The sequence below is a fragment of the Shewanella sp. 125m-7 genome (assembly GCF_052977045.1).
The window spans coordinates 1-20,693 of record NZ_JBRILQ010000032.1; the positions used below are offsets into that span (position 1 = coordinate 1).

General features: G+C 44.5%; 18 protein-coding genes. 8 read left to right on the plus strand and 10 right to left on the minus strand.

The genetic code is table 11. The features are described from left to right. Positions 1 to 432: 432 nt before the first annotated feature. The 7 genes from ACVBIL_RS14485 to ACVBIL_RS14515 all read right to left on the minus strand — a co-directional run bounded on the left by ACVBIL_RS14485 (position 433) and on the right by ACVBIL_RS14515 (position 6,992). A complete protein-coding gene (locus ACVBIL_RS14485) occupies positions 433 to 1,377 on the minus strand; it encodes a PA3715 family protein (protein ID WP_447167679.1) in 945 nt (314 codons plus the stop codon). Next, positions 1,367 to 2,395 (minus strand): PA3715 family protein, encoded by a 1,029-nt coding sequence (locus tag ACVBIL_RS14490; RefSeq protein ID WP_447167680.1) that lies wholly within the window; start codon positions 2,393 to 2,395, stop codon positions 1,367 to 1,369. Before ACVBIL_RS14490 ends, ACVBIL_RS14485 begins: the two co-directional genes overlap by 11 nt. 30 nt (positions 2,396 to 2,425) lie before the next feature. Next, entirely contained in the window at positions 2,426 to 3,310 is an 885-nt protein-coding gene (locus tag ACVBIL_RS14495) for a hypothetical protein (RefSeq protein ID WP_447167681.1), read from the minus strand. Between the two features lie 45 nt (positions 3,311 to 3,355). Further along, positions 3,356 to 3,679: a YceK/YidQ family lipoprotein gene (locus ACVBIL_RS14500; protein WP_447167682.1), complete on the minus strand. Its 324-nt coding sequence runs from the start codon at positions 3,677 to 3,679 to the stop codon at positions 3,356 to 3,358. Between the two features lie 114 nt (positions 3,680 to 3,793). After that, on the minus strand, positions 3,794 to 5,896 hold the full coding sequence (locus ACVBIL_RS14505) for a leucine-rich repeat domain-containing protein (RefSeq protein WP_447167683.1): 2,103 nt from the start codon (positions 5,894 to 5,896) through the stop codon (positions 3,794 to 3,796). Positions 5,897 to 5,951: 55 nt separating this feature from the next. Beyond that, positions 5,952 to 6,635, minus strand: a complete 684-nt coding sequence (locus ACVBIL_RS14510) for a hypothetical protein (protein ID WP_447167684.1) — start codon at positions 6,633 to 6,635, stop codon at positions 5,952 to 5,954. Positions 6,636 to 6,680: 45 nt separating this feature from the next. Next, positions 6,681 to 6,992 (minus strand): hypothetical protein, encoded by a 312-nt coding sequence (locus ACVBIL_RS14515; RefSeq protein WP_447167685.1) that lies wholly within the window; start codon positions 6,990 to 6,992, stop codon positions 6,681 to 6,683. A 380-nt stretch (positions 6,993 to 7,372) separates the two neighbouring features. Between ACVBIL_RS14515 and ACVBIL_RS14520 the strand changes: the two genes are divergently transcribed. Next, positions 7,373 to 8,824 (plus strand): DUF1176 domain-containing protein, encoded by a 1,452-nt coding sequence (locus ACVBIL_RS14520; protein WP_447167686.1) that lies wholly within the window; start codon positions 7,373 to 7,375, stop codon positions 8,822 to 8,824. A 120-nt stretch (positions 8,825 to 8,944) separates the two neighbouring features. Here the strand turns inward: ACVBIL_RS14520 and ACVBIL_RS14525 are convergent, their stop codons facing one another. Further along, the gene (locus tag ACVBIL_RS14525; protein WP_447167729.1) at positions 8,945 to 9,358 is read right to left on the minus strand and encodes a methyltransferase family protein; all 414 of its coding nucleotides are present in this window, start codon (positions 9,356 to 9,358) and stop codon (positions 8,945 to 8,947) included. A gap of 724 nt (positions 9,359 to 10,082) precedes the next feature. On the opposite strand from ACVBIL_RS14525, the gene ACVBIL_RS14530 reads away from it, so the two are divergent. The 5 genes from ACVBIL_RS14530 to ACVBIL_RS14550 all read left to right on the plus strand — a co-directional run bounded on the left by ACVBIL_RS14530 (position 10,083) and on the right by ACVBIL_RS14550 (position 17,188). After that, on the plus strand, positions 10,083 to 11,021 hold the full coding sequence (locus tag ACVBIL_RS14530; RefSeq protein WP_447167687.1) for a DmsE family decaheme c-type cytochrome: 939 nt from the start codon (positions 10,083 to 10,085) through the stop codon (positions 11,019 to 11,021). A gap of 17 nt (positions 11,022 to 11,038) precedes the next feature. Next, positions 11,039 to 13,063 (plus strand): MtrB/PioB family decaheme-associated outer membrane protein, encoded by a 2,025-nt coding sequence (locus ACVBIL_RS14535; RefSeq protein WP_447167688.1) that lies wholly within the window; start codon positions 11,039 to 11,041, stop codon positions 13,061 to 13,063. Between the two features lie 39 nt (positions 13,064 to 13,102). Further along, a complete protein-coding gene (locus ACVBIL_RS14540; RefSeq protein WP_447167689.1) occupies positions 13,103 to 15,625 on the plus strand; it encodes a DMSO/selenate family reductase complex A subunit in 2,523 nt (840 codons plus the stop codon). Positions 15,626 to 15,639: 14 nt separating this feature from the next. Beyond that, positions 15,640 to 16,305 (plus strand): DMSO/selenate family reductase complex B subunit, encoded by a 666-nt coding sequence (locus tag ACVBIL_RS14545; RefSeq protein ID WP_447167690.1) that lies wholly within the window; start codon positions 15,640 to 15,642, stop codon positions 16,303 to 16,305. A 145-nt stretch (positions 16,306 to 16,450) separates the two neighbouring features. Next, the gene (locus tag ACVBIL_RS14550) at positions 16,451 to 17,188 is read left to right on the plus strand and encodes a TorD/DmsD family molecular chaperone (RefSeq protein ID WP_447167691.1); all 738 of its coding nucleotides are present in this window, start codon (positions 16,451 to 16,453) and stop codon (positions 17,186 to 17,188) included. A 99-nt stretch (positions 17,189 to 17,287) separates the two neighbouring features. Here the strand turns inward: ACVBIL_RS14550 and ACVBIL_RS14555 are convergent, their stop codons facing one another. Continuing rightward, positions 17,288 to 17,785 (minus strand): hypothetical protein, encoded by a 498-nt coding sequence (locus ACVBIL_RS14555; protein WP_447167692.1) that lies wholly within the window; start codon positions 17,783 to 17,785, stop codon positions 17,288 to 17,290. A gap of 174 nt (positions 17,786 to 17,959) precedes the next feature. On the opposite strand from ACVBIL_RS14555, the gene ACVBIL_RS14560 reads away from it, so the two are divergent. Beyond that, a complete protein-coding gene (locus ACVBIL_RS14560) occupies positions 17,960 to 18,307 on the plus strand; it encodes a RidA family protein (protein ID WP_447167693.1) in 348 nt (115 codons plus the stop codon). Between the two features lie 58 nt (positions 18,308 to 18,365). On the opposite strand, the gene ACVBIL_RS14565 is transcribed toward ACVBIL_RS14560, so the two are convergent. Further along, positions 18,366 to 18,740 (minus strand): hypothetical protein, encoded by a 375-nt coding sequence (locus ACVBIL_RS14565; RefSeq protein ID WP_447167730.1) that lies wholly within the window; start codon positions 18,738 to 18,740, stop codon positions 18,366 to 18,368. A gap of 479 nt (positions 18,741 to 19,219) precedes the next feature. On the opposite strand from ACVBIL_RS14565, the gene nrfA reads away from it, so the two are divergent. After that, positions 19,220 to 20,605, plus strand: a complete 1,386-nt coding sequence (gene nrfA, locus ACVBIL_RS14570) for an ammonia-forming cytochrome c nitrite reductase (protein WP_447167694.1) — start codon at positions 19,220 to 19,222, stop codon at positions 20,603 to 20,605. Positions 20,606 to 20,693: the final 88 nt, after the last annotated feature.

Sequence of the window (20,693 nt, forward strand, 5' to 3'; positions counted from 1 at the left end):
CTTCCGAACCTATGTTCGGCATTTTTGTTACTTGCTTACTGGTGAAATAGCCGAAATTTAAGTGATTGAAAACGGTTTTACGCTTAATGTTAGTGTACCACCACAGAAATATGGTTTTGAGGCTTGGGACTGTATGTCAGTCACCCCGATTATTTTGTAGACTCTATTAAAGTGGAATAAATATGGATGGCCATGTTGTTTTCTTCGGAAATCAAAAAGTGAAAACTAGCATTATCTTGTTGATTTATAATGGATGGCTTAATATATATTCTCTTAATATATACTCTCTTAATATATACTCTCTTAATATATACTCTCTTAATATATACTTGGCTCGGCTCTTAACAACAGAAAGGGGCGAAGCGCCACGACGTTTATCAAGCGCAGCTTGATTGCTCTAGTTAAAAAAGCGTCAAGGCCTCGCGCTGAGGTCTACCAGCGTTTCCACCATTGTTCCGTGCTTTGCCAATCTCGCGCGTCGCCAAACTCCGAGTCGATAATGTAGTAGCGCTCACCATCAAATCGTAATCGGGTCATAATGGTGCGGCTCTGTGTTGTATCTGTGGCCTGAGGTAAAGCGCCTGATAGCTTGGTCTTTACAATTAGCTTTAAATCGGCAAAGCCTTTGTTTTGCTTAGGCTCAATATGCAGTGCGCCTTTGCCTGACTCAATGATGAAATTAGTCATATCTTCGGCCTTAGGATCGCCTTGCCACATTTTCCAATAATATAAAGGCAGGTTGTTGACCACTGGAATTAAAAAATGCCCTTGGTGAACAAATAAACTGAGGTAGTCGGCCTCATATTGCGCAGAACCCTCTGGACGCTGCTGCGCCATCATTCGCACACCTAATGCGCGTGTGTCATTGTTAAGTTTATAGTTGGCGGTATCAATCCACAGTGCAGGCGTGCTTTGCTCTTTCTTGTCGGCACTATGCGTACCATTAGCATTCTCTGTAGCATTGTCTGTTTGGGGATTGGCAACAATCGTTAATCCTGGGCGCTCGCTTAAACTTGCTGTATGACGGGCGATAACCTCATGAGTCTGCGTGTCCATAATCACCGTGCGCAGCGTATAACGCCTTTCGCCAACAAAGCTACCGTCAGTCCATTGTAAATACGCGCCCATGGTAAATTGCTCTTGATGAGGTAGCTGCTTACACACTGCTGCTGTGAGCCCTTGAAAATAACCACTGTCATTTTCCATCGCTTCAAGGGCATCAGTGCTGCACGCTTGCTTGGCGTAGCTTGCTGGCGAGAACGCTAGCGTGCAAGTCAAAAGCGCGCAAGTCAAAAGCGCGCAAGTCAAAAGGGTGCTGCTAAATAGAGCGGATAATCTGTAGCCGAATGGGGTGAAAGAAGGCTTATTAGTTAGCATTTTGGCTCTCCGCTTGACTGCTGTTTGGATTGGTTTGCGAAGCACTTTCATGGCTGCTCTCGCTCTCATCGTTGCTCTCGCCTAAAAAGTTCACCCCAAGTTGGTTTACTTGGGTTTGGTTTACTTGGTTTTGGTTTATTTGCCAAAACTCTGGGGCGGGGAGTCGCTCAGTGATAACCGGGTAACGTTTACCATCATATTTAAGCTCGTTGCTAAAATTGATGGGCTCTACCTGATCGTATTCACCGTCAGTGCGGTACTGCTGCCCCTGAGTCACTAATTTCAAATCATGGTAGCCATGGCTGGTGGTTGGTAACAGCTCAACAGTGCCTTGTACGCCATAATGCAGGTAAACTCCGCCATTACTACCGCCTGTATCAGCAGCTTCTATTTCGTAATCCAGCGGTAGATGTTTGAGCACCGGGCGCAGCTTGTCGCCCTCTTGTACAAACAGGGTGAGAAAGCGACTAGTTTTAAATGCGCGGTACGCTTGTTCCTGTGGTGAGGTGTCGTAGTTAGCAAGATCGAGGATCAGCCCAAATGCTTGAGTATTGTCGCTCAGAGCGTATTGGCGGCTATCAATACTATTACTGTCAGAGTGACTTTTTATAGTGCTACTTTCTTGGATCACACCCGTATAGCTGGCTTCGACTTTGTTACTGTAGCGATTGACCAATAGTACTCGCCACAGATTACTAAAATAGCCATCTTCATCTGATTGATAGTATTGAAAGTAAGACAGTAATGCTTGCTCTTTGTTATGAGGCAACACCCTGCAGACTGTATTGTCTATCGCTAAACTTAGCCCGTACTTTCTGGTTACTAGGGCGGCATCAAAATCGAGTACGCTGCTTAACTGATTTAAGCTGCAATCTTGTTGTTGATTCTTTTCAGGTTCAAAGTTTTCTTGCTCACCGTTTTCTTGCTCAAGACTGGCCTGAGCATAGCTACTGGCACTAAAGGTCATCATCGGCAGAAATGCTGCAACAATTAACAGTTGTTTCGGGGTTTGCTTCATAAGTACTCTTTAGTTGTGTTAACCATCTTATTAATATGGGTAGGCGCGATAAATAGTGGTTTTATAGCCGCGTACCTGTACGCCATTTCTAAGTGGAATTGAGTACTCAGGTAAAGGGCGTGGACTGTAATCGATATATTGCGGCGTCGCGTAATAGAACACGCCTTGATACTCGGCGGGTAAATCTTGCTGCTGTAGCAAATCATATTGCAAGTTATAACTGCTGATAGGTAATGGCCTACCGTTATTGCTAACCACTTCGCCAAGTTTATCGGCTAGCGCTTTATTGGCTCTTTGTGCGCCAGCATCTTCTACCCAATTAGCGATTAACTGACCAGTGGCATTATGTTTGAGCGGCATTAATATGGTGTCTTTTATAAGTGGAATGCTTGTTACCAACGCCATTTTATTTTGATAAAGCTGTAGCTGCAGGGATTTCTGCTCGGACACTTTATCGATATGCGGCGCATTAATGCCATAAACTAAATGATCACAGGTTGTATCGTCATAACCTAAATCGATACATACGGCGCCCCAGTCTGGCATGGTGATCTCGATAAGCGCGGCGCCGAAACCTGCATCATTAGCACCAGAGCTGCCCTCAAAATAACTACCAAGGACCTTGTAATCAACGCTGCGACGACTTTGCAACCAGCGCTGCTTAAAAGACTCACTGCGTTTGCCTTCACAAAGCAGAAGCGGGAAGGGCAGTCGGTTACCTGCACTTGCCGCTTGATACATGGCTTTGCGATCATTGTCATCGAACTGACAGCTGCCTAAGTCGAGCATCAGGGTTTCTATTTCAGTTTGTTTTTCAATGCTGCTTGGTAGCAGACTACAACCTGACAGTACACCCGCAGCAATAGTTAATGTTATCGATCGCAATGGGGTTGGCGTGAGTCTTTTTAGGATCATGATTTATTCTTATTAGTTAGGCTTGGTTATTATGGTTAACGGTCGTTAACGCCAATCAAGATGGAAGGTACACACACTATTTTTCTGTTTATAATTTTGATTACTATCAAGAGGTAATAAATCTATCGGTAATAATACCGTATCGGCCACCACAGAGCTGCCTAGGTCTACCACAGACAGAGGGATTGAAAGTATGAGTAATGGCGGAGACTCTTTTAAAACAAGTAAATTACAATTGAACGTATTAACCAACGCATATTTAGTGCCGGAGTATGGTATCCCCATGGCGCTATTAGATGGAATCTTAGAAACAACCGTTGAGCAACCGCTGATAAATATCGCCAATAAAGTTACAAACATTACTTTCATACAATAACCATAAAATACTTCATTATTCCCGAATTAAAAATGCCAGTATGGTGCTCTCATTGACGGACCACCATATCGGTTTACTGTTGTAATCTAAGTTGCTATTCGTTGCGGTTATTCATCTTCTAAAATCTCACAGTCAGGAAAGGCCTCGCGAAAAGCTTGTGGTGCGCGAATAGGCTGATAACCTTGGCTTGTGTCATAGTGGTAGCTAAATATACGTCCAGCGGGTTGGCGAGCGCGGCGCAGATCGAGCCGTTTCAGATTCGTTAGCTTAACCAGCACGGCCGGAAATTCATCGAAATGGTTATAGGAGAGATCCAAATCTTCTATTTTACTCAGAATGGCTAATGTTGCTGGCAGCGAACTTAAATGATTGAAGTGTAAGTTGAGCTTAGTGACATCTTCATAGTGCACGATATTGGCTGGTAACTCCCCGAGTAAGCAGTTATGCAGATCCAGCTCTGTAATGCGTGTTTTACTTGGCAGTTTTGTTGGCAATGGCACTTTGACATTATGAAGCACATCATGACATAGAAAGATGTGTGGTTTGAGATGACAGTTAACTCGATGCTCGTCATCGCCTTGTGTCAACATACGTTCAAAGCCACAGCCTTTATGCCAGTTTAGTCGCTCTCCCTCAATCAGAGCTTCAATGGCTTGTTGACGGAGGGCTAACTCTTCTTTTTGACTCAATAGCCACAACAACCCTTCGCCGAAGCGGTTGAAATACAGCAATGAAAACTCGTCACATAAGGCTTTGCCCCAGCGCTTGGTTAGACCTTTGAGTTTTTTGTAGACCGGGCCTTCACCTTGTGGGTCACCATGCTTATCCAATTCGCGCATCTTGCCATCAAACATCACCTTATCTTGCACCGCCAGTTGGAATACATTATCGCCGAGACCTGCAAGTAACGTCTGGATCTGCTTGCGTAATGCTTTGTTATCGGTGGTTTTAATAATTAAAAATAGCGGCAACTGCATCTCAGATGTAATGCCACCTTGCTCAAGCATAGTGACCGCGACTAGATGACTGGTTTCGTCCGGTGAACCTAGCATATCCAGAACATTGCCCAGCATCGGCGCGGCGCTTGTCTGTTGCAAAAACTTAGGTGCATCGGTGCTGAACCATTGGCTGAGCACCGTATCGTCGATAATCAAGTGTTGCTCAACATCGATGGCGGCGGTCTGCTTAGGGTTGCTGCCTAATAGAATATGGGTCACCTTGCTATCGAGCTTTTTACTGAGCATAAAGCCCAGTTCGGTGGATTTATCTTTGAGTTCTGTCGCCTTAAAACCGCTTTTTCCACAGATAAACAACACGCTATCAGAGCCTAAAGGTCGGCGCTGTGCATCGGTTTGTGCGCGGGTACGTAGCCAAGCTTGTGCCTGCACCTTAACTGGATTGAACTTGGCTTCCATAAAGGTCAGATGGAAGCGAGCATCCAGTTTTTCAGATTGTAGGTTTTTGGGTTTAGGGGTTGCCAACAATAGCAGCCAGTAGTGACGTCGTTGTTTGTCAGTCAGCTCTGCATTTTGCAACATTCCCAGTAGCTTGTTCAGCTCATCACTGCGTGCGATACGATTATAAACATTAAGCTTTAGCTCTATGTGCTGGGGTAAATCGACCAAGCAGGCTAGAGGTGTCAGATAGGCCGTATCTTGAGTTTGTGGGCTTAGTTCTAGCTCAAGTTTGCTTAGGGCGGGAGCCTTAAGCAAACACGCGAAGCTTGGAATCGGCAAGTCATAGGGATGGTCGTAATGATGCAGTTCTAGCGTGACTGTAGACAGAAAAGGCAATTCATTAAGATCGTCAAGGGACGCCGTGCTGGGTCTAACGAGCGTTAATCCACTGATATTTTTTATCGATTTTAACCAAGGTGGCAGTGTTTCACCCTCTGAGTTGATTAAGATTAAGTGGCTTAATGCCGCAGTGTGTTCTAAGTGTCCGCTCTTAGGAAATAGGTGAAGACCCAAACCACGCAGGCACTCCAGTTTATCAAAGCAGCTAAATAACGCAGCATCTGGTACTCGGCTGGGAACATTGTCTGAATGAGAAAGCTCCAAGTCAATTAGATTAGGAAACGCGCGGGCCAATGCAGACCACTCGGGATGGTTACGAGTCAGCTGATAGTGGAGCTTGGTTACCTTTGGCTTAATAAAGCTGTCCAGCGGCAGGTCGTTATCTTTAAGGTACAAGGTGCTGTTGAAACTCATATTATTGCTCTTATGTTTAGAGTCAGCCCAAGCACTCATGTTGGGTTGATTGTTTTTATTGACCTTGAGAAATAAACTTGCGTGCCTGTTCAAGGTTCATAGGTTTTTTGCCCGTGATAGCTTCTGCTCTTAAGGCGGCTGATTGGGCAATAATCTGTTGTAACAGTTCATCGGTGAGTAGGGTGTATTTTTGGTAGGTAAAACCCATCAGTGACTTATCGCCATATAGCGCGAGCTTGTCTCCCGATTGATAACTATCCCAATCCTGTTTGCTAATGCCACAAATGTAATCGTTGCCCCAGAATCGATAACCTCTAAGGTATAAGCCGCCATCGCAGCTACGGCTGTAAAAACCAAAGTGTTTATCATCGATGGTGGCAATCATGATGGCTTTATCGGCGAGCAGGATATGCAGTAGTACAGGTAACCCTTTAGCTAATGAAAAGTGCAATAAAATGGGAATGCCGATAGTGACAGATAAGATAATCTTTACAGGGCTACGAGGCTGATTATCAAGGTTAACTCTTAGCCACGAATTTTTCTGCTTTAAGCCCCAAAACATAGCAACAAGCAAAAGCACCGATAGCACGGCAGCGACTAGACTGAGTTGTTCATAAACTTCGTCGTTAACCAAGGTGTTGCTAAACACGGCAACCAGCATGAGTGCTAATAGCAGCATAAAAATATACCCCAGTAGCTTTTGTAACTTAGTGGTTTTTGGCGCGAAGATATTAGTCATGCTGTTCCTTAGCGTTTTCGGTGGCGATAAGCGTTGAACTTATTTTTAAGATAAAATGTAGGGCAGATATTGATATAGCTGGAAAAGCACTAAGATAGCCAAAGGACTATTTGCCCATAGGCCGAAGCGGATCGTTTTATAAAAAACCTTAGAAAATATCAGGCTCGATACCACTAAGCCACTGACCCATATCAGGCACTTAAAGACAAACAGCAGACCCGTACCTACGCCTTCGTGGTCGACACGTACGACACCAATCAAAAAGTTGGGACCTATATATTGCAAAGCAGGGATCGCAATAATAAACAAATACTTGCCGAGCTGAGTTTGCATCAACCTAGATACTGCGTTTGCCATGCTGTTACTTGACCTTTTTTACATGAGTGAATAGTGGGAGCAATAGACGTGACTGATAAAAAAATCGACTAGGTATGCTTTCTATAATAAATACAGCTGCTTACCCATAGCCTGTGAATGATTGTAACGATATTGAATATAAACACCTAGAGTGGTAGCGCGTTGTTTTGGGATGTATTGCACAAAGTAGCAATGAAATTGAATCACATTGCAGCTTCATAGCAACAAGTAGTGATAAGTCGTGTCACTATCCCCAAGCTCTTAGGGGCAAGTTTGATAAACAATCGCTAAAATCAATTCCGGCGGGTTTCTCTAAGGTAAATCTTCATTTTGTGTCGTAGACCATTTTATTTAGTCGTTATTTTGGGAGCATTTATATAATGCGAAGTTTTATGCGTATCGTCGGACTTTTATCATTATTGATTTCAGCATCAGCATCAGCTGTGGTTGATAAACAGAGTTTTTCTCATGGCGACTGGCAAGTGGTCTGTGATAATACCCATACCTGTCGTGCAGTGGGCTACCACTCTTATAACCAAGAACCGCAAGACAATGGCGGTGCTCCGGTTTCGGTCATATTACAAAGAGAAGCGGGCGGTAATGCTCAGATAAAGGCTAAAGTTAAATTCGGCGCAAACTCATACGAAGCTGGTAGCAGTCAGGCTCAAAATGACACTATCACACTGATCATTAATGACGTTTACCAAAGCCCATTAGGGGCTGAAATACCTGTTTATGAAGAGCAGGGCATTAGTTTTAGTGGTGAACGGGAGCTTAATCAACAGCAGGTTAGTCAGTTGCTCAATGCACTCACCATGAAGGGGAGCGTCTCAATAACATTTACTAGCAGCAGTGGCAAAGAGTGGCATTTATCGACCAGTGGCTCTACTGCTGTGTTGCTTAAAATGGATGATTTCCAAGGTCTAGTCGATACCCCTTACGCCATGGTAAAAAAAGGCCAGCGCACAAGTGATATTGTGCAGCCTAAACAGGCACCCGTTATTGCAATCCCGCTGACATCGGCATCGGTACTGCAAGCTACACTGACAACAGATAAAGACCGAGGATTGGCAACCGATCCTGAGTTTAAACGGAGGATGAAAAAATATGCAGTCAATCAATGTGATTTTGTCCCCTCAGATAGTGATGACCTGAAACTCGAGGTTTCTAGGTTGGCAAAAACTCAGCTGGTGGTAACAGCACCTTGCTGGTCTGCGGCCTATAACTATGGCGACGGAGTGTGGATTATCGATGATAATCCCAGTATTGAGCCTAAGTTCATTACCGACAGTTCGACAAATTACGCTAACGGTATCATTGATGAGTTTATGAAGGGACGCGGTATAGCCGATTGTGTTTCGGCAAAGCGGTTAATTTGGAACGGTAGTGATTTCATTTTAGCTGACGATTATTCAACCGGAGAGTGTCGTGAAATAGCCATGGGTGGCGCTTGGTATCTACCGACAACAGTCAGTACTGTGATTTTAGGTGATGATCCTGCAGCGGGAATCGATTGCCAATCTGAGCAAGCATACAGCACTGAGGGCATGGTTAAATGCACGCAGCGAACCTTGGCCAGTGTAGAACTGAAAATAGCGTTACTGATTGATACTATTCATCAGTACCTAAATGCCACAAATAATACTGACTTAACTCAAGCAATTAATCAGGCGCAAACCTCTTGGTTAACGTACCGCAATGATGTGTGCAAGGTGGTTAGGCTGACTCATACCGACGGCTCGATGGGTTTCCCCTTAATGGTGGGCTGTCAACTTGATTTGACCGAGAAACGGCTGAAGCAGCTGCAATTGACGAAAGAGTTACTTATTTAGGTACTTTATTTAGTTACTTTATTTAGTCATCTTGTTTTGCCTGCCTATAGGCAAACATCCCTTTATAGCCGATGTTTGCCTTTAACTATTTCTCTGGCCTTTATATCTGACTCAATGGCGCTATAGCCAGGGTCTGACCTTACTTTTATAGTCGATAAATACTTGCCCAAATAAAACTTCTAACGCCTTCTCTTCTGGGCGAATTTGAAAGCGCTGCATATAAAGCATATAGCCAATAATACCCACCAGACTCCAAATCGATTCTAAGTAACAAGCCCAGGCGCACAGCGCGAATACCATTCCAAGGTACATGGGATTGCGGCTTAGGCGGTACATACCAGATGTCACTAATGCTGATGCGGTTTGCGGTTTTAAGGGATTAACCGTCGTTTTGGCGCGTTTAAAACTGATCACCCCTGCAATTGCCGATAACAGACCTAGCAGTAACAAGGAGCTGGTGGCAATAAGCTTAATGTTTAACAGCGCTGGGGCAGTTGATGGGCTGCTAACGCCTACATGTGCAATAGCCCACATAATGAATGCAAAAACGAGTGTGACGATTGGCGGTGGGATCTTGTTTTCCAACTTATTGTTTAACTGATTGTTTAAAAAGTGCAAAGCTTGTCCTGTGAGTCAATCTGAACGTTAACAAAATAATAGGCTAATAACGCTCATCAATAAATAGGTCTTGATAACGCTAATGACGTGTCGAGCAGTTACATTCGGCATCAGTTTAAAATTCCCCACATCTGTGTATGTACAGGTGTTTAGGTTGTGGTTTCTACTTTTTTTAGTATCAAACAGGGGAAGGCTTGTCGTTAGACTGCTTTATGAACGTTGATATGTCGTTTTTTTACCCGATACGGTTACTTATTATGAGGTATTCTTGGCTTAAGGCTGAATCGATGAAAAAAACTTAGTGATCTATCTTCAAAAATCCTATCAAGTAAAACATTATCATTAACAATGATTATTTAAATTAATAACCTCCAATGATGATAATCATTCTCAGTGATAACTTAACCCGTTGAATAAACTTGATTTGTTTTTTTGCGACTTCAAAAGGCCTATCTTACTTACCTCTTTAAGTTGTGAGCCAGTAGACGATTTTTAATAAAGTTAGCCTTATGCCTCAGTAAATTAGTAGATATGCACAATCTTGAATTTAGATATCTGCAAGGAATAAAATACCCCCTTCGATATACAACCGGCCTGTAAGTTAATGTCTAGCAGAAAAACCATAAAGTCAGTGAATTTTATGGCCAAATTAATGGCTACAAGTTTACTCACTCTTTTTATCAGTGTTGTTCCTGCCAAAGCGACTCCTTGGGATAAGCTTGATTCAGCACAACTCGAACAAAAGTTAGCAGAGAAGTTCAGCGAAGGTAAATACTCTCCCAAAGGAGCGGATTCTTGCCTTATGTGTCATAAGAAGAGTGCCAAGGTCATGGAGATCTTTGATGGCGTTCACGGTGACATGAGCAATAGCAAATCACCTATGGCTGGCATCCAATGTGAAGCCTGTCATGGCCCACTGGGTAAGCATAATCGTGGTGGCAAAGAACCAATGATTAGCTTTGCACCAGACAGTAAATTATCTGCCGCAAGCCAAAACAGTGTGTGTGAGGGGTGTCATAACGACCCTAATCTAATGTCATGGCATAACAGCACTCATAACCTTGAAGAAGTCGCTTGTAGTGATTGTCATAATATTCATGCCGCAAAAGATCCTGCACTTGACCGTTTAACGGTAAATGACACCTGTACTTCATGTCACACTCGCGCAAAAGCCGACATGAACAAGCGCTCATCTCACCCAATGAAGTGGGACCAGATGACCTGTATTGATTGTCACAACCCTCATGGTTCTATGACCGAAAGTGCGCTGATTAAACCAAGCCTAAATGAGACTTGTGCAGAATGTCATGCCGACAAGCGTGGCCCATTCTTATGGGAACATGCGCCTGTAATGGAAGACTGCTCAAGCTGTCACACGCCGCACGGCAGTGTTAACGACAACTTACTTAAGTCTCGCACTCCTCAGTTGTGTCAGCAATGTCACGCCGATGACGGTCATGCAAGCCGTATGACAAGTCAGGCGGGTCTAGATGCATTCAGTGCAGGTAAGAGTTGTTTAAATTGTCACAGCAAGATCCATGGTTCTAACCATCCTGCTGGCAGCAACTTTGCCCGTTAAGTCTAGGAGTGACTATTATGCGTTCAATTAAACCTTTTTCACTAAACCTGATCACTCTGGCGTTGTTAGGCACATGCGGCGGCGCAATGGCTGCAGATTTTGGCATTCAAAATGCCAATACAGCTAACATCAAAACCAGTAGTTATCAGTGTAAACGTTGTGTCGAACCCCAAGGCTACACGGGTAGCGTTGGGGTAAGTGTTGGCGCTATCGATGCCGATGATAACCATGCTATGAACCAGTTTGGTACAGGCAAGGACGGCGCGATTGCAGGTGTAAATAGCGACCTTGCTTATCAGCAAAATGGTTATAAAGCTAACGTTCAAGCCCATCAATTGGGTATGGACAATGGCTTTGTGAGCATGGAGGCGGGTAAGAGTGGTCATTACAAGCTGGATCTGGATTTCCAGACGATTACCACCAACCAAGCGAGCAATGCGGCCACTAATCTTTGGCAAAACGACGGCATGCTAACACCAAGTGAGCAGACCCGTGTTTTGGATTTAGAGTTACAAAGACAGCGTAGCGGTATCGGCTTTGAATATGACTTTTCAGAGGTCATGGGACTAGGACTAAACAGTTACGCACGTTTCGACCGTGAAGATAAAACCGGTCACCGCAGTGCAAGTCTAACTAGCCCAAGCCCAACAAACTTTGCTGAAGCTGTCGATGAAACGACAGATAATTTCAGTGCAGGTGTTGTGCTTGATGGCGCTAACTGGTTGTCAGAACTGAGCTACAACGGCTCACGTTATAACAACCATATGAGTGATTTGAGTCTGCCATACGCTTATGACGTCTACAGCGCTACACCAGATAACCAAGCACACCAAGTGTCGTTATCAGGCCAGTACCGTTTGGCATCGAGTGTATTTAGCGGTCGTGTAGTAACGGGTCGTATGATCCAAGACCAAGACTTAGTACAGATGAGCGGCAACCCAATTCAAAACTGGGATGGTCAGGTTGATACGCTAACTAGCAATTTAGCCGCTAGCACACGAGTCAGTAACCGCTTACGTCTAGGCGCGAGTTACGATTACAGTAAGCGTGATAACCGCTCATCGGTATTTGATTTCGCTCAATATGAATTTAATTCTATCTCGGGTGCGTTTAAACAAAACACCCCAATGGATATTGAGCGCCAAACCTTCAAAACCAACGCAAGTTACCGTATTGCTAGTGGTTACCGCCTACAGGCCGGTTACGACTATAAGCAAGTTGAACGCAGCTATGGTGAGCGTGAAGAAACCCGTGACAACGAGTTTTGGAGCAAGCTAAACATCCGTGCGATTGACAAGTTAACCCTAGATTTTGGTGTGAGCTATGGCCAGCGTGGTGGTAGTGACTATCAAGCCAATGAGTTAACTAGCGACGAGACTGAATCGTTGATGCGCAAGTATAACCTTGCCGATCGCACACGCACTGAAGTTAACGCTAGAGCAAGTTATGCGCCGCTTGAGTGGTTGACCTTCGATGTTAGCACTTACTACGCCAATGACGACTATGACGCCACCGTTATAGGTCTAACTCAGGCAAAAGATTACGGCTATGACATGAACGTTCATGCCCAAATCACAGCGCCTTTATCTGTGTATGCATTTGCTGGCCAACAGTGGATTGATTCAGATCAAAGCGGTGACCAGGCCTCAATGTGGCACACAGAGATTAATGATGAATTCATTAACTTAGGCTTAGGCGCGACCTATTCAGGGCTAATGGATGGCAGATTAATTTTAGGTAGTGATTACCTATTTGCTAATTCATCTAGCAATACAGGTGTTAATGGTTACAACACCGACAGCTCTAATATCAACAGCTATGGCAGTTATTACTCCTATAACCACAGTGTGAGCTTATATGGTCAATACCTGATCTCTGAGCAGATGGCAGTCAAGCTGGCTTACCAGTTTGAACGTTATTTTGATACCGACAGTGCCGATGTTACCCAAGGTAGCATTCCAGGTTTAATCACTTTGGGTGACCTGAACCACAATTACAACGCCCATCAACTGATGTTGACCTTCAGCTACAAGCTGAAATAGGTCGAGTCAGATATTAATAAGTTTGAGGAAAACAAGATTATGGAACGTAGAAGTTTCTTAAAAATGAGTGCTGCGCTGGGCTGCGCTGCAACAGTTACCGGCTGTAATTCTAGCTCTGATGATGCCAATGTTATTCCACCACAGCCGCCAGTGACTGACGAAGTGGTGAACTGGTCATCTTGTCTAGTTAACTGTGGTTCTAACTGTCCAATTAAGGTCTTTACTAAAGACGGTATCGTGACGCGCGTTGAAACCGATCACGAAGTAGAAGACAACTATGGTCTTCATCAAGTTCGCGCTTGTGCTCGTGGCCGTTCATTACGTCAAAGAAACTACGCTGTTGACCGCCTAAAAACACCGATGAAGCGTGTTGGCGAGCGTGGTAAGGCTGAATTCGTACCTATTAGCTGGGACGAAGCAACTAGCATTATCGCTGAAAAACTGTCTGCAGTTTACGCACAAGAAAACGGCGCTAAGTCAGTATTTCGTAGCTACGGTTCTGGTGCTTACTATGGTTTTGCATCAAATGCCTGTTTTAACCGTCTATTTAACCTCAACGGTGGCTGCCTAAATGCTTACGGTAACTACTCTTGGGCGCAGCAGATGGAAGCGGCGAAGCACACCTTCGGTACCGGTAGTACAAGCGGTTCTTCAACCATCACTATCGAAGACAGTGACTTTTTCCTAGGCGTTGCTTACAACCCAAGCGAAATCCGTCAGTCGGGTTCTGGTGAAGGTTACGATTACCTACAAGCACTACAAAAGAACAACGGCCTAGAAGTGGTGATGATCGACCCTCGTTACACTGACTCTATGCTAGGTAAAGAGTCAAGCTGGTTGCCTATTCGTCCAGGTACTGACGCTGCATTCGCTGAAGCCGTTGCTCATGAGATGATCAGCCATGCAAACTTTGCGGGTCAATCTCTCCCGTTTGTACTTGAGCACTCTGTTGGTTTCACTAAAGAATCAATTGAAGAGCAAAAGCAAATTTTTGCGCAAAGCGGCGACGCCACTAAGCAAGAATACGCTAAGGTGATGAATTCAGGTGAGAACTACCAAGACTATATTTTAGGTAAAGGTATTTACACTGATGCTAAAACACCAGAATGGGCTGAAAAAATCTGTGGTATTTCTGCAGAGAAAATCCGCTACATCGCTGGCAAGCTAATGACAGCTAAAGCGCCATACATTGTTGTGGGCGCAGGTGTTAACCGTCAAGCAAACGGCGAGCAAAGCATGCGTTCTCTATACATGCTATCAGTGCTAACCGGAAAATTGGGTACACGCGGCGCATCAAACGGTGAACTGCCATACATGAGCAGCATGTCTCGTGCGGGTATTCCAACGGGTAGCAACCCAGTTAAAGAAAGCATCTCTTTCTTCACTTGGTCTGAAGCGATTAACAACGGCGAAACCATGACGGCACGTAGCCACGGTATTCGTGGTACTGACGGCTTAGATACGCCACTTGGCGCTAACATTAAGTTTATCCTGTCTGCATCAGATAGCTCGCTATTAAACCAGCACGCAGAAATCAACAACACAGCTGAAATCTTCCGTAATGCTGAAGACTTATTCATCGTATCTTGTGATTGCTGGATGACACCGGGCGCTAAGTTCGCTGACATCATCCTACCTGATACTAGCTGGTTAGAATCAAACGACTTAGTTAACGATTCATACGCTTCAGGTTCTCTAGGCTACCTAACTGCAATGTCTTCTTCTGTTGAGACGATGTGGGATTGTAAGTCTATGTACGAAGCGGCAGCGATGATTGCTGACAAGATGGGCGTTGGCGCTGGCTTTAGAGACGGCAAGAACGAAGATGAGTGGTTAGAAGAGCTTTACCAAAGCACTAAAGCTAACAGCAACAACATCGGTGTTTCTCCAGCGTTCCCGGCAACTTACAAAGAAGCACAAGACATTGGTTTCTTCCGTAAGAACATGAACGACAATCACGTTGCACTGCAAAGTTTTGTTAAAGAAGGCAAAGCGCTTTCAACACCAAGTGGCAAGATTGAAATCTACTCTGCTGAACTTGCATGGCGCGCGGCTAACTGGGATCAAGAAAGCAGTGCTCAAAACCCAACTGGCGTTAAGGGTGACACCATCACTGCTATTCCACAGTACACAGTAACGTGGGACGGTTATGAAGATGAAGGCACTAAAGAGGATTACCCAATTCAGCTAGCGGGTTACCACACTAAGGGCCGTACACATTCAAGCTACCATAACGTACCTTGGTTACGTGAAGCGGTAGAAGATGCGGTTTGGGTTAACCCAATGGACGGCGCTAAGCACGGACTAAGCTCTGGCGACAAGATTGAGATGTACAACGGGCGTGGTTCAATTGAAGTGACGGTACGTATCACACCACGTGTTGCTCCAGGTGTATTTGCCCTAGGACAAGGTGCTTGGTACAACCCAGGCAACAAGCGAGGCAGCACTGGCCACATCGTTGACGAAGGTGGCGCAATCAACTCGCTAACTCGCTACCAGCCTAGCCCTGTCGCTAAAGGTAACCCACAGCACACTATTCGTGTTGCCATTAAAAAGATTTAAGAGAGTAGTTAATTATGACTGAAGCAACTCAATACGGTTTTTACGTCGACAGCACTAAGTGTACTGGCTGTAAAGCGTGTCATGTATCTTGTAAAGACCGTCAAGGTAACGAGATCCGTAACAATACCAATCCTGAACAAAATGGCGTACCTGCGCTAAATGGTGTGACTTGGCGCCGCGTGTACGAATACGGTGGTGGACAGTGGACTGAAGGCCAAAATGGCTGTTTTGAGCAAAGTGTATTTGCTTACTACATGTCAATTGGTTGTAACCACTGTTCTGAGCCGGTGTGTGTTAAAGCGTGCCCAACAGGCGCGATGCATAAACGCCGTGAAGATGGTCTAGTACACGTTGCACAAGACCTATGTATCGGTTGTGAGAGCTGTGCTCGTGCATGTCCATACGATGCGCCGCAAATTGACCGTGAACGTAAAGTAATGACCAAGTGTGATGGTTGTTTTGAGCGTATCGCTGATGGCCGTAAGCCTGTATGTGTTGAGTCTTGCCCATTACGTGCACTAGACTTTGACACTATGGATAACTTACGCGCTAAATACGGTAACGGCGATGGTCACATTGCACCACTGCCACCAGAGTCAATCACTTCACCAAACCTTATTATTAAGGCTAACGTGAATGGCGGACAAAGCGGCGATATCCTTAACCCAACTGAAGTATAATTTCAGTTATTGGTTAGTTATCTAACTTACTTTTAAGTTATTTAAGTTATTTAAGTTATTTAAGTTATTTAAGTTATCACGCATTAGTATTTAATGATCACAAGCAGAGCGGGCTGCAAGGCCCGCTTAACTTGTAAGGTAAATTATGTCTTCAAAAACGCAGCCGTTAACACCATCAGCGCTTACACCATCAACTTTAGCCCACTCATCTATTGCTGTGGACTTTGTCGAGTACCAAGGGCTAGCGCGAATACTGCATCATTGCCTTATTCGTTATCCTGAGGCCGATTTTATCAATGGGCTAAAAGAGTGTGATGTGGCTGGCAGCTGGCCTGAATTTAGCCATCGCCAAGAAAATAGCACTGGTCGCCAATTGTTGGGAAGTTTTTTACAGCAATGGTCGAATGAGGTGAGCGCGGAAGCTGCAGAGAAGGCATTAATTACCTTAAAGCTAGATTATGGCCAACTTTTCTTTGGACCAGGCGAACCGACAGCTGTGCCGCAAGGCTCTGTTTACCTGTGTGAAGAGCAGTTGATTAATGACAGAACCACGGTTGAGCTGATGGATTTTTATCGTGCCCACGGTGTTGAGTTGCAACTCGATTATAAGCAACCCGTGGATCATATCGGACTATTCTTCGCGGTACTCGATCAAACTTTTGGTCGCTTACAGGTTGAAGCCGATAACCAAGCGTTAATCCGTTTTACTCAGGTGCTATTACAACAGCATCTATTGCCTTGGGCGTTTCGTTGTTGTGAGCTGGCTAGCACGCATGCTAAAACTGATTTTTATCGCGGGCTAGCATTGCTAACCACCGATTTCTTGCTGCAGATGCAACAAGACTTTCAGGTGTTAGCGCTTGATAAACGATTATTTCGTTAATGCATTGAGTGTGACACTTTAAATAATAAAAGCCCGTAAATTTGATTTACGGGCTTTTTTTTATAACGCTTTATTTTGGGCGCGACAGGGTATAAAGCCTTAGCGGTAACCGCCCATATTGCGACTCGACTGACGCTTTTCATTACGCACTTTTTCAAGCTGAGAATTAATCGTCTGTAGTAGCTGGCAAAGCTGCTTAGCATCATCATTCAGTGGTGCATCGGGATCTTGGCTAGCAGGTTCACTGTTAAATAGTGACTGACTCCATTGGTAGCCGATAGTTAACACTAAATGTTCCGATTGGCTTAATTCACCTTGCTCAATCTCTTTGACAAATAACAAGCGGCTGGCTGTAAACAAACAGTGCAGAGCAAGCTCATTAGCGAGTGGGCTTTGTTCATTGCTCTCCATTGGAGGCAACCATACAGGCTCGCCTTCGATAAAAACCAATGCTGAAATGGTGTTGGTCACAGTGCTAAGAGAGGTGGCGCCGCCAAATAGCTGCACAACGTTAGCTGATTTTTGCAGTGTGAGTGCTAAGCGGTGGGCAAGAATGGACTTACTCCACTGCTGGCCTAATGAGCGTCTTAGGGTCATATTGTTTAATTATCAAAAGCTGAAATAACACCGATAAGTCATGTTAGCATCAAAGCCTATCGCGCTATGTGCGCGGAGCAACATATTGGAGCTGTCTGCTCAATTTATCTAGGTAAATAACGTAATTCTGCTAAAATCCAAGCTCTATTTCGATGAGTTTTTTGAAGGTTTAAAATGGATATTCAACGCGTTAACCCATGTGCAAACTGGTCCGATGCAACTGTGTTCAATAACATGGTGCATTTTGTGGAAATTGCCGCCGATGTTGAAGGCAATATGTTGAGCCAAACTGAGCAGGTTTTTGCTCAAGCTGAAGCAACCTTGGCCAGTGTTGGCAGTGACAAGTCTCGTCTGTTATCTGTGACGATTTATGTGACAGATTTTGCTAACGTAGCGGTATTTAATCAGGCTTGGCAGGCATGGTTACCTGAAGGTTGTGCGCCGAGCCGTGCTTGTTTGAAAGTTGAATTGGCAGGCCCTAGCTACCTGCTTGAGATTGCCTTTGTTGCCGCAGTTAAGTAAATCGAGTTATTTAGGTCTAAGTGCTGGCTTCTAGATGTTGATTCAGTTGGATTGTGGCTCAATCTAACTGCTTGAGCAGTTGACGCACTCTAGCGCGTGTCTCATCAATTTGGGTCACTACCGCTTGTGCGCTGGCTTCATCATCGGTCAGCTGCTGCCAATTTGATTGCCAGCTCAGTTTGAGCTCCTCGGCTGCAACACTGAGCCCTGGCTCTGTTATCATGCTCAAGTCGGCAATCAAATTGACCTTTACCCAGCCTTTACGTGGATTACCTAAAACCAAATCTTGATCGTAATGGGCGGCATACACGATAGATTCCAACTCTGAAAGCTGTAGCAGCAGTTCAAAACTGGCCGAACGCACATTACTATTGTACTCGGTGATCTCCATGCGCCAGACGTTATAGCTAAAGCCAACCAAGGCAAATAACATACTGAACACTGCTGTTAGCTGAAACACGGAAATAGTTTGTTTGCCAGAGATATCAATGTTCAATATTGCCCCCTTAAGCAGGTTAACTCTATTTGGACTCACTCTACTCTAATTATCTGAGCTCCAATCAATCAAACTCTAATCTATTAGCTCTAATTAGCTAGACCCTAATTAATAGGGCTCTAATTAACAGAGCTCGCACCTAGTCAACTTCAACTTATTGTAGACAAAGACAGGTTAAATTTAAGTGTAGATAAAAGTTGCCTTAGTCTTCAAATTTTTGTAGTAAAACATTGCCAATTTTAGTTATAAAACACTGCGGTTATATAGGGTGTTTTTAGTGGTTTCAATTATCGGTTTCTTTCAAAATCCCCTTTGATAATAAAAAAGAAAATTAATTTGCTGTAGCTTTTGACAATGAGTCCCCAGCGACTACATTTTATATATCTAAATACCCTTACACTATGGATGGATACCTTATGAAAGCATACAAAGTACCCTTGATAGCCGGAGTTTGTATCAGCATATTAAGTGCTGGAGCAATAGCTAAAACAAATCCTGCAGATAATGCCCAGTACGAGAAGCGCTTTCCAAAGCAATATCAGAGTTGGCAAAAAACGTCAGAGAGCAAAGAGGTTACCAATGCATTAGCTGCGGATCCTAACTTGGTCATCCTTTGGGCTGGTTATGGTTTTTCCAAGGATTACAACGCTCCTAGAGGGCACCAGTATGTGATTACAGATATCAGGAGCACATTAAGAACCGGAGCGCCGATGAAAGCGGATGAAGGCCCTATGCCGATGGCATGTTGGAGCTGTAAAAGCCCTGATGTGCCGCGCTTGATTGAAGGTGAGGGCGAAGCTGAATACTTCAAGGGTAAATGGGCTAAAGGTGGCCCTGAAATTGTTAATGTATTAGGTTGCGCCGACTGTCATAAGCCGGGAACATCTAAGTTGAGAATTGCACGACCCTTTGCCGAACGCGCATTCGCTGCAATAGGCACACCGTTTGATAAGGCAGAGAAGAGCGAAAAACAAAATATGGTCTGCGGCCAGTGCCATGTGGAGTACTACTTTGAAAAAACAGCCGAACAACCAAATTGGGTCAAATTTCCTTGGGATGATGGTACCTCTGTTGAAGAGATGGAAGCTTACTATGACAAGCTGAAATTCAAAGACTGGACCCATCAACTATCTAAAGCACCAATGTTAAAAGCTCAACATCCAGGCTATGAGACCACTGCAAAGGGAATTCATGGTGAGATGGGCGTCTCTTGTACTGATTGTCATATGCCACGGATAACCGATGCAGAGGGTAAGGAATACACGGACCATAATGTTGGTAATCCGTTTGATAAATTTGAATTTACCTGTGCAAATTGTCACGAGCAAACCAAAGATCAGTTACAAGGGCTAGTGCAGGCCAATAAAGATAAGGTTAATACCCTGAAGCTTAAGGCGGAAGACGCATTGGTGAAAGCTCATTTCGAGGCCGCAGCAGCTTGGAAAGCGGGAGCAACAGAGCAGCAAATGGCCGCTGCGTTAACCGATATCCGTCATGCTCAATGGCGTTGGGACTTTGCCATTGCCTCACACGGTATCGCCGCTCATGCACCGGAAGAAGGCCTGCGTATTTTAGAAACATCATTAGCTAAAACCTCTGAAGCCCGCAGTAAACTTGAAAAAGTACTAGCGGCTCAAGGTGTTAAGACTGCAGTCGTTATTCCAGATATTTCAACTGAAGCTAAAGCGCAGGCTCTTTTAGGCATGGATATGGATAAGATGAATGCTGACAAAGCCATCTTTATCGAGAAAGTTGTGCCTAAATGGGAAGCTGAATATAAGGCAACCAATGGCGGCGAGTAGCTGTTAATATTGTGACTCAATAAAAAGTCCGGGGAGTTAACTTCCCGGACTTTTTACTTTATAGCGGTTGAAAAATACTTGTTTTACT

What these genes read in the sequence shown, in the direction of transcription:
- ACVBIL_RS14535 (WP_447167688.1), top strand. Translation starts at nt 11,039, where the DNA reads ATGCGTTCAATTAAACCTTTTTCACTAAACCTGATCACTCTGGCGTTG.
- ACVBIL_RS14530 (WP_447167687.1), top strand. Translation starts at nt 10,083, where the DNA reads ATGGCCAAATTAATGGCTACAAGTTTACTCACTCTTTTTATCAGTGTT.
- ACVBIL_RS14495 (WP_447167681.1), bottom strand. Translation starts at nt 3,310, where the DNA reads ATGATCCTAAAAAGACTCACGCCAACCCCATTGCGATCGATAACATTA.
- ACVBIL_RS14565 (WP_447167730.1), bottom strand. Translation starts at nt 18,740, where the DNA reads ATGTTATTTGCCTTGGTTGGCTTTAGCTATAACGTCTGGCGCATGGAG.
- ACVBIL_RS14500 (WP_447167682.1), bottom strand. Translation starts at nt 3,679, where the DNA reads ATGAAAGTAATGTTTGTAACTTTATTGGCGATATTTATCAGCGGTTGC.
- ACVBIL_RS14545 (WP_447167690.1), top strand. Translation starts at nt 15,640, where the DNA reads ATGACTGAAGCAACTCAATACGGTTTTTACGTCGACAGCACTAAGTGT.
- ACVBIL_RS14515 (WP_447167685.1), bottom strand. Translation starts at nt 6,992, where the DNA reads ATGGCAAACGCAGTATCTAGGTTGATGCAAACTCAGCTCGGCAAGTAT.
- ACVBIL_RS14540 (WP_447167689.1), top strand. Translation starts at nt 13,103, where the DNA reads ATGGAACGTAGAAGTTTCTTAAAAATGAGTGCTGCGCTGGGCTGCGCT.
- ACVBIL_RS14490 (WP_447167680.1), bottom strand. Translation starts at nt 2,395, where the DNA reads ATGAAGCAAACCCCGAAACAACTGTTAATTGTTGCAGCATTTCTGCCG.
- ACVBIL_RS14505 (WP_447167683.1), bottom strand. Translation starts at nt 5,896, where the DNA reads ATGAGTTTCAACAGCACCTTGTACCTTAAAGATAACGACCTGCCGCTG.
- ACVBIL_RS14520 (WP_447167686.1), top strand. Translation starts at nt 7,373, where the DNA reads ATGCGAAGTTTTATGCGTATCGTCGGACTTTTATCATTATTGATTTCA.
- ACVBIL_RS14510 (WP_447167684.1), bottom strand. Translation starts at nt 6,635, where the DNA reads ATGACTAATATCTTCGCGCCAAAAACCACTAAGTTACAAAAGCTACTG.
- nrfA (WP_447167694.1), top strand. Translation starts at nt 19,220, where the DNA reads ATGAAAGCATACAAAGTACCCTTGATAGCCGGAGTTTGTATCAGCATA.
- ACVBIL_RS14550 (WP_447167691.1), top strand. Translation starts at nt 16,451, where the DNA reads ATGTCTTCAAAAACGCAGCCGTTAACACCATCAGCGCTTACACCATCA.
- ACVBIL_RS14560 (WP_447167693.1), top strand. Translation starts at nt 17,960, where the DNA reads ATGGATATTCAACGCGTTAACCCATGTGCAAACTGGTCCGATGCAACT.
- ACVBIL_RS14485 (WP_447167679.1), bottom strand. Translation starts at nt 1,377, where the DNA reads ATGCTAACTAATAAGCCTTCTTTCACCCCATTCGGCTACAGATTATCC.
- ACVBIL_RS14525 (WP_447167729.1), bottom strand. Translation starts at nt 9,358, where the DNA reads ATGTGGGCTATTGCACATGTAGGCGTTAGCAGCCCATCAACTGCCCCA.
- ACVBIL_RS14555 (WP_447167692.1), bottom strand. Translation starts at nt 17,785, where the DNA reads ATGACCCTAAGACGCTCATTAGGCCAGCAGTGGAGTAAGTCCATTCTT.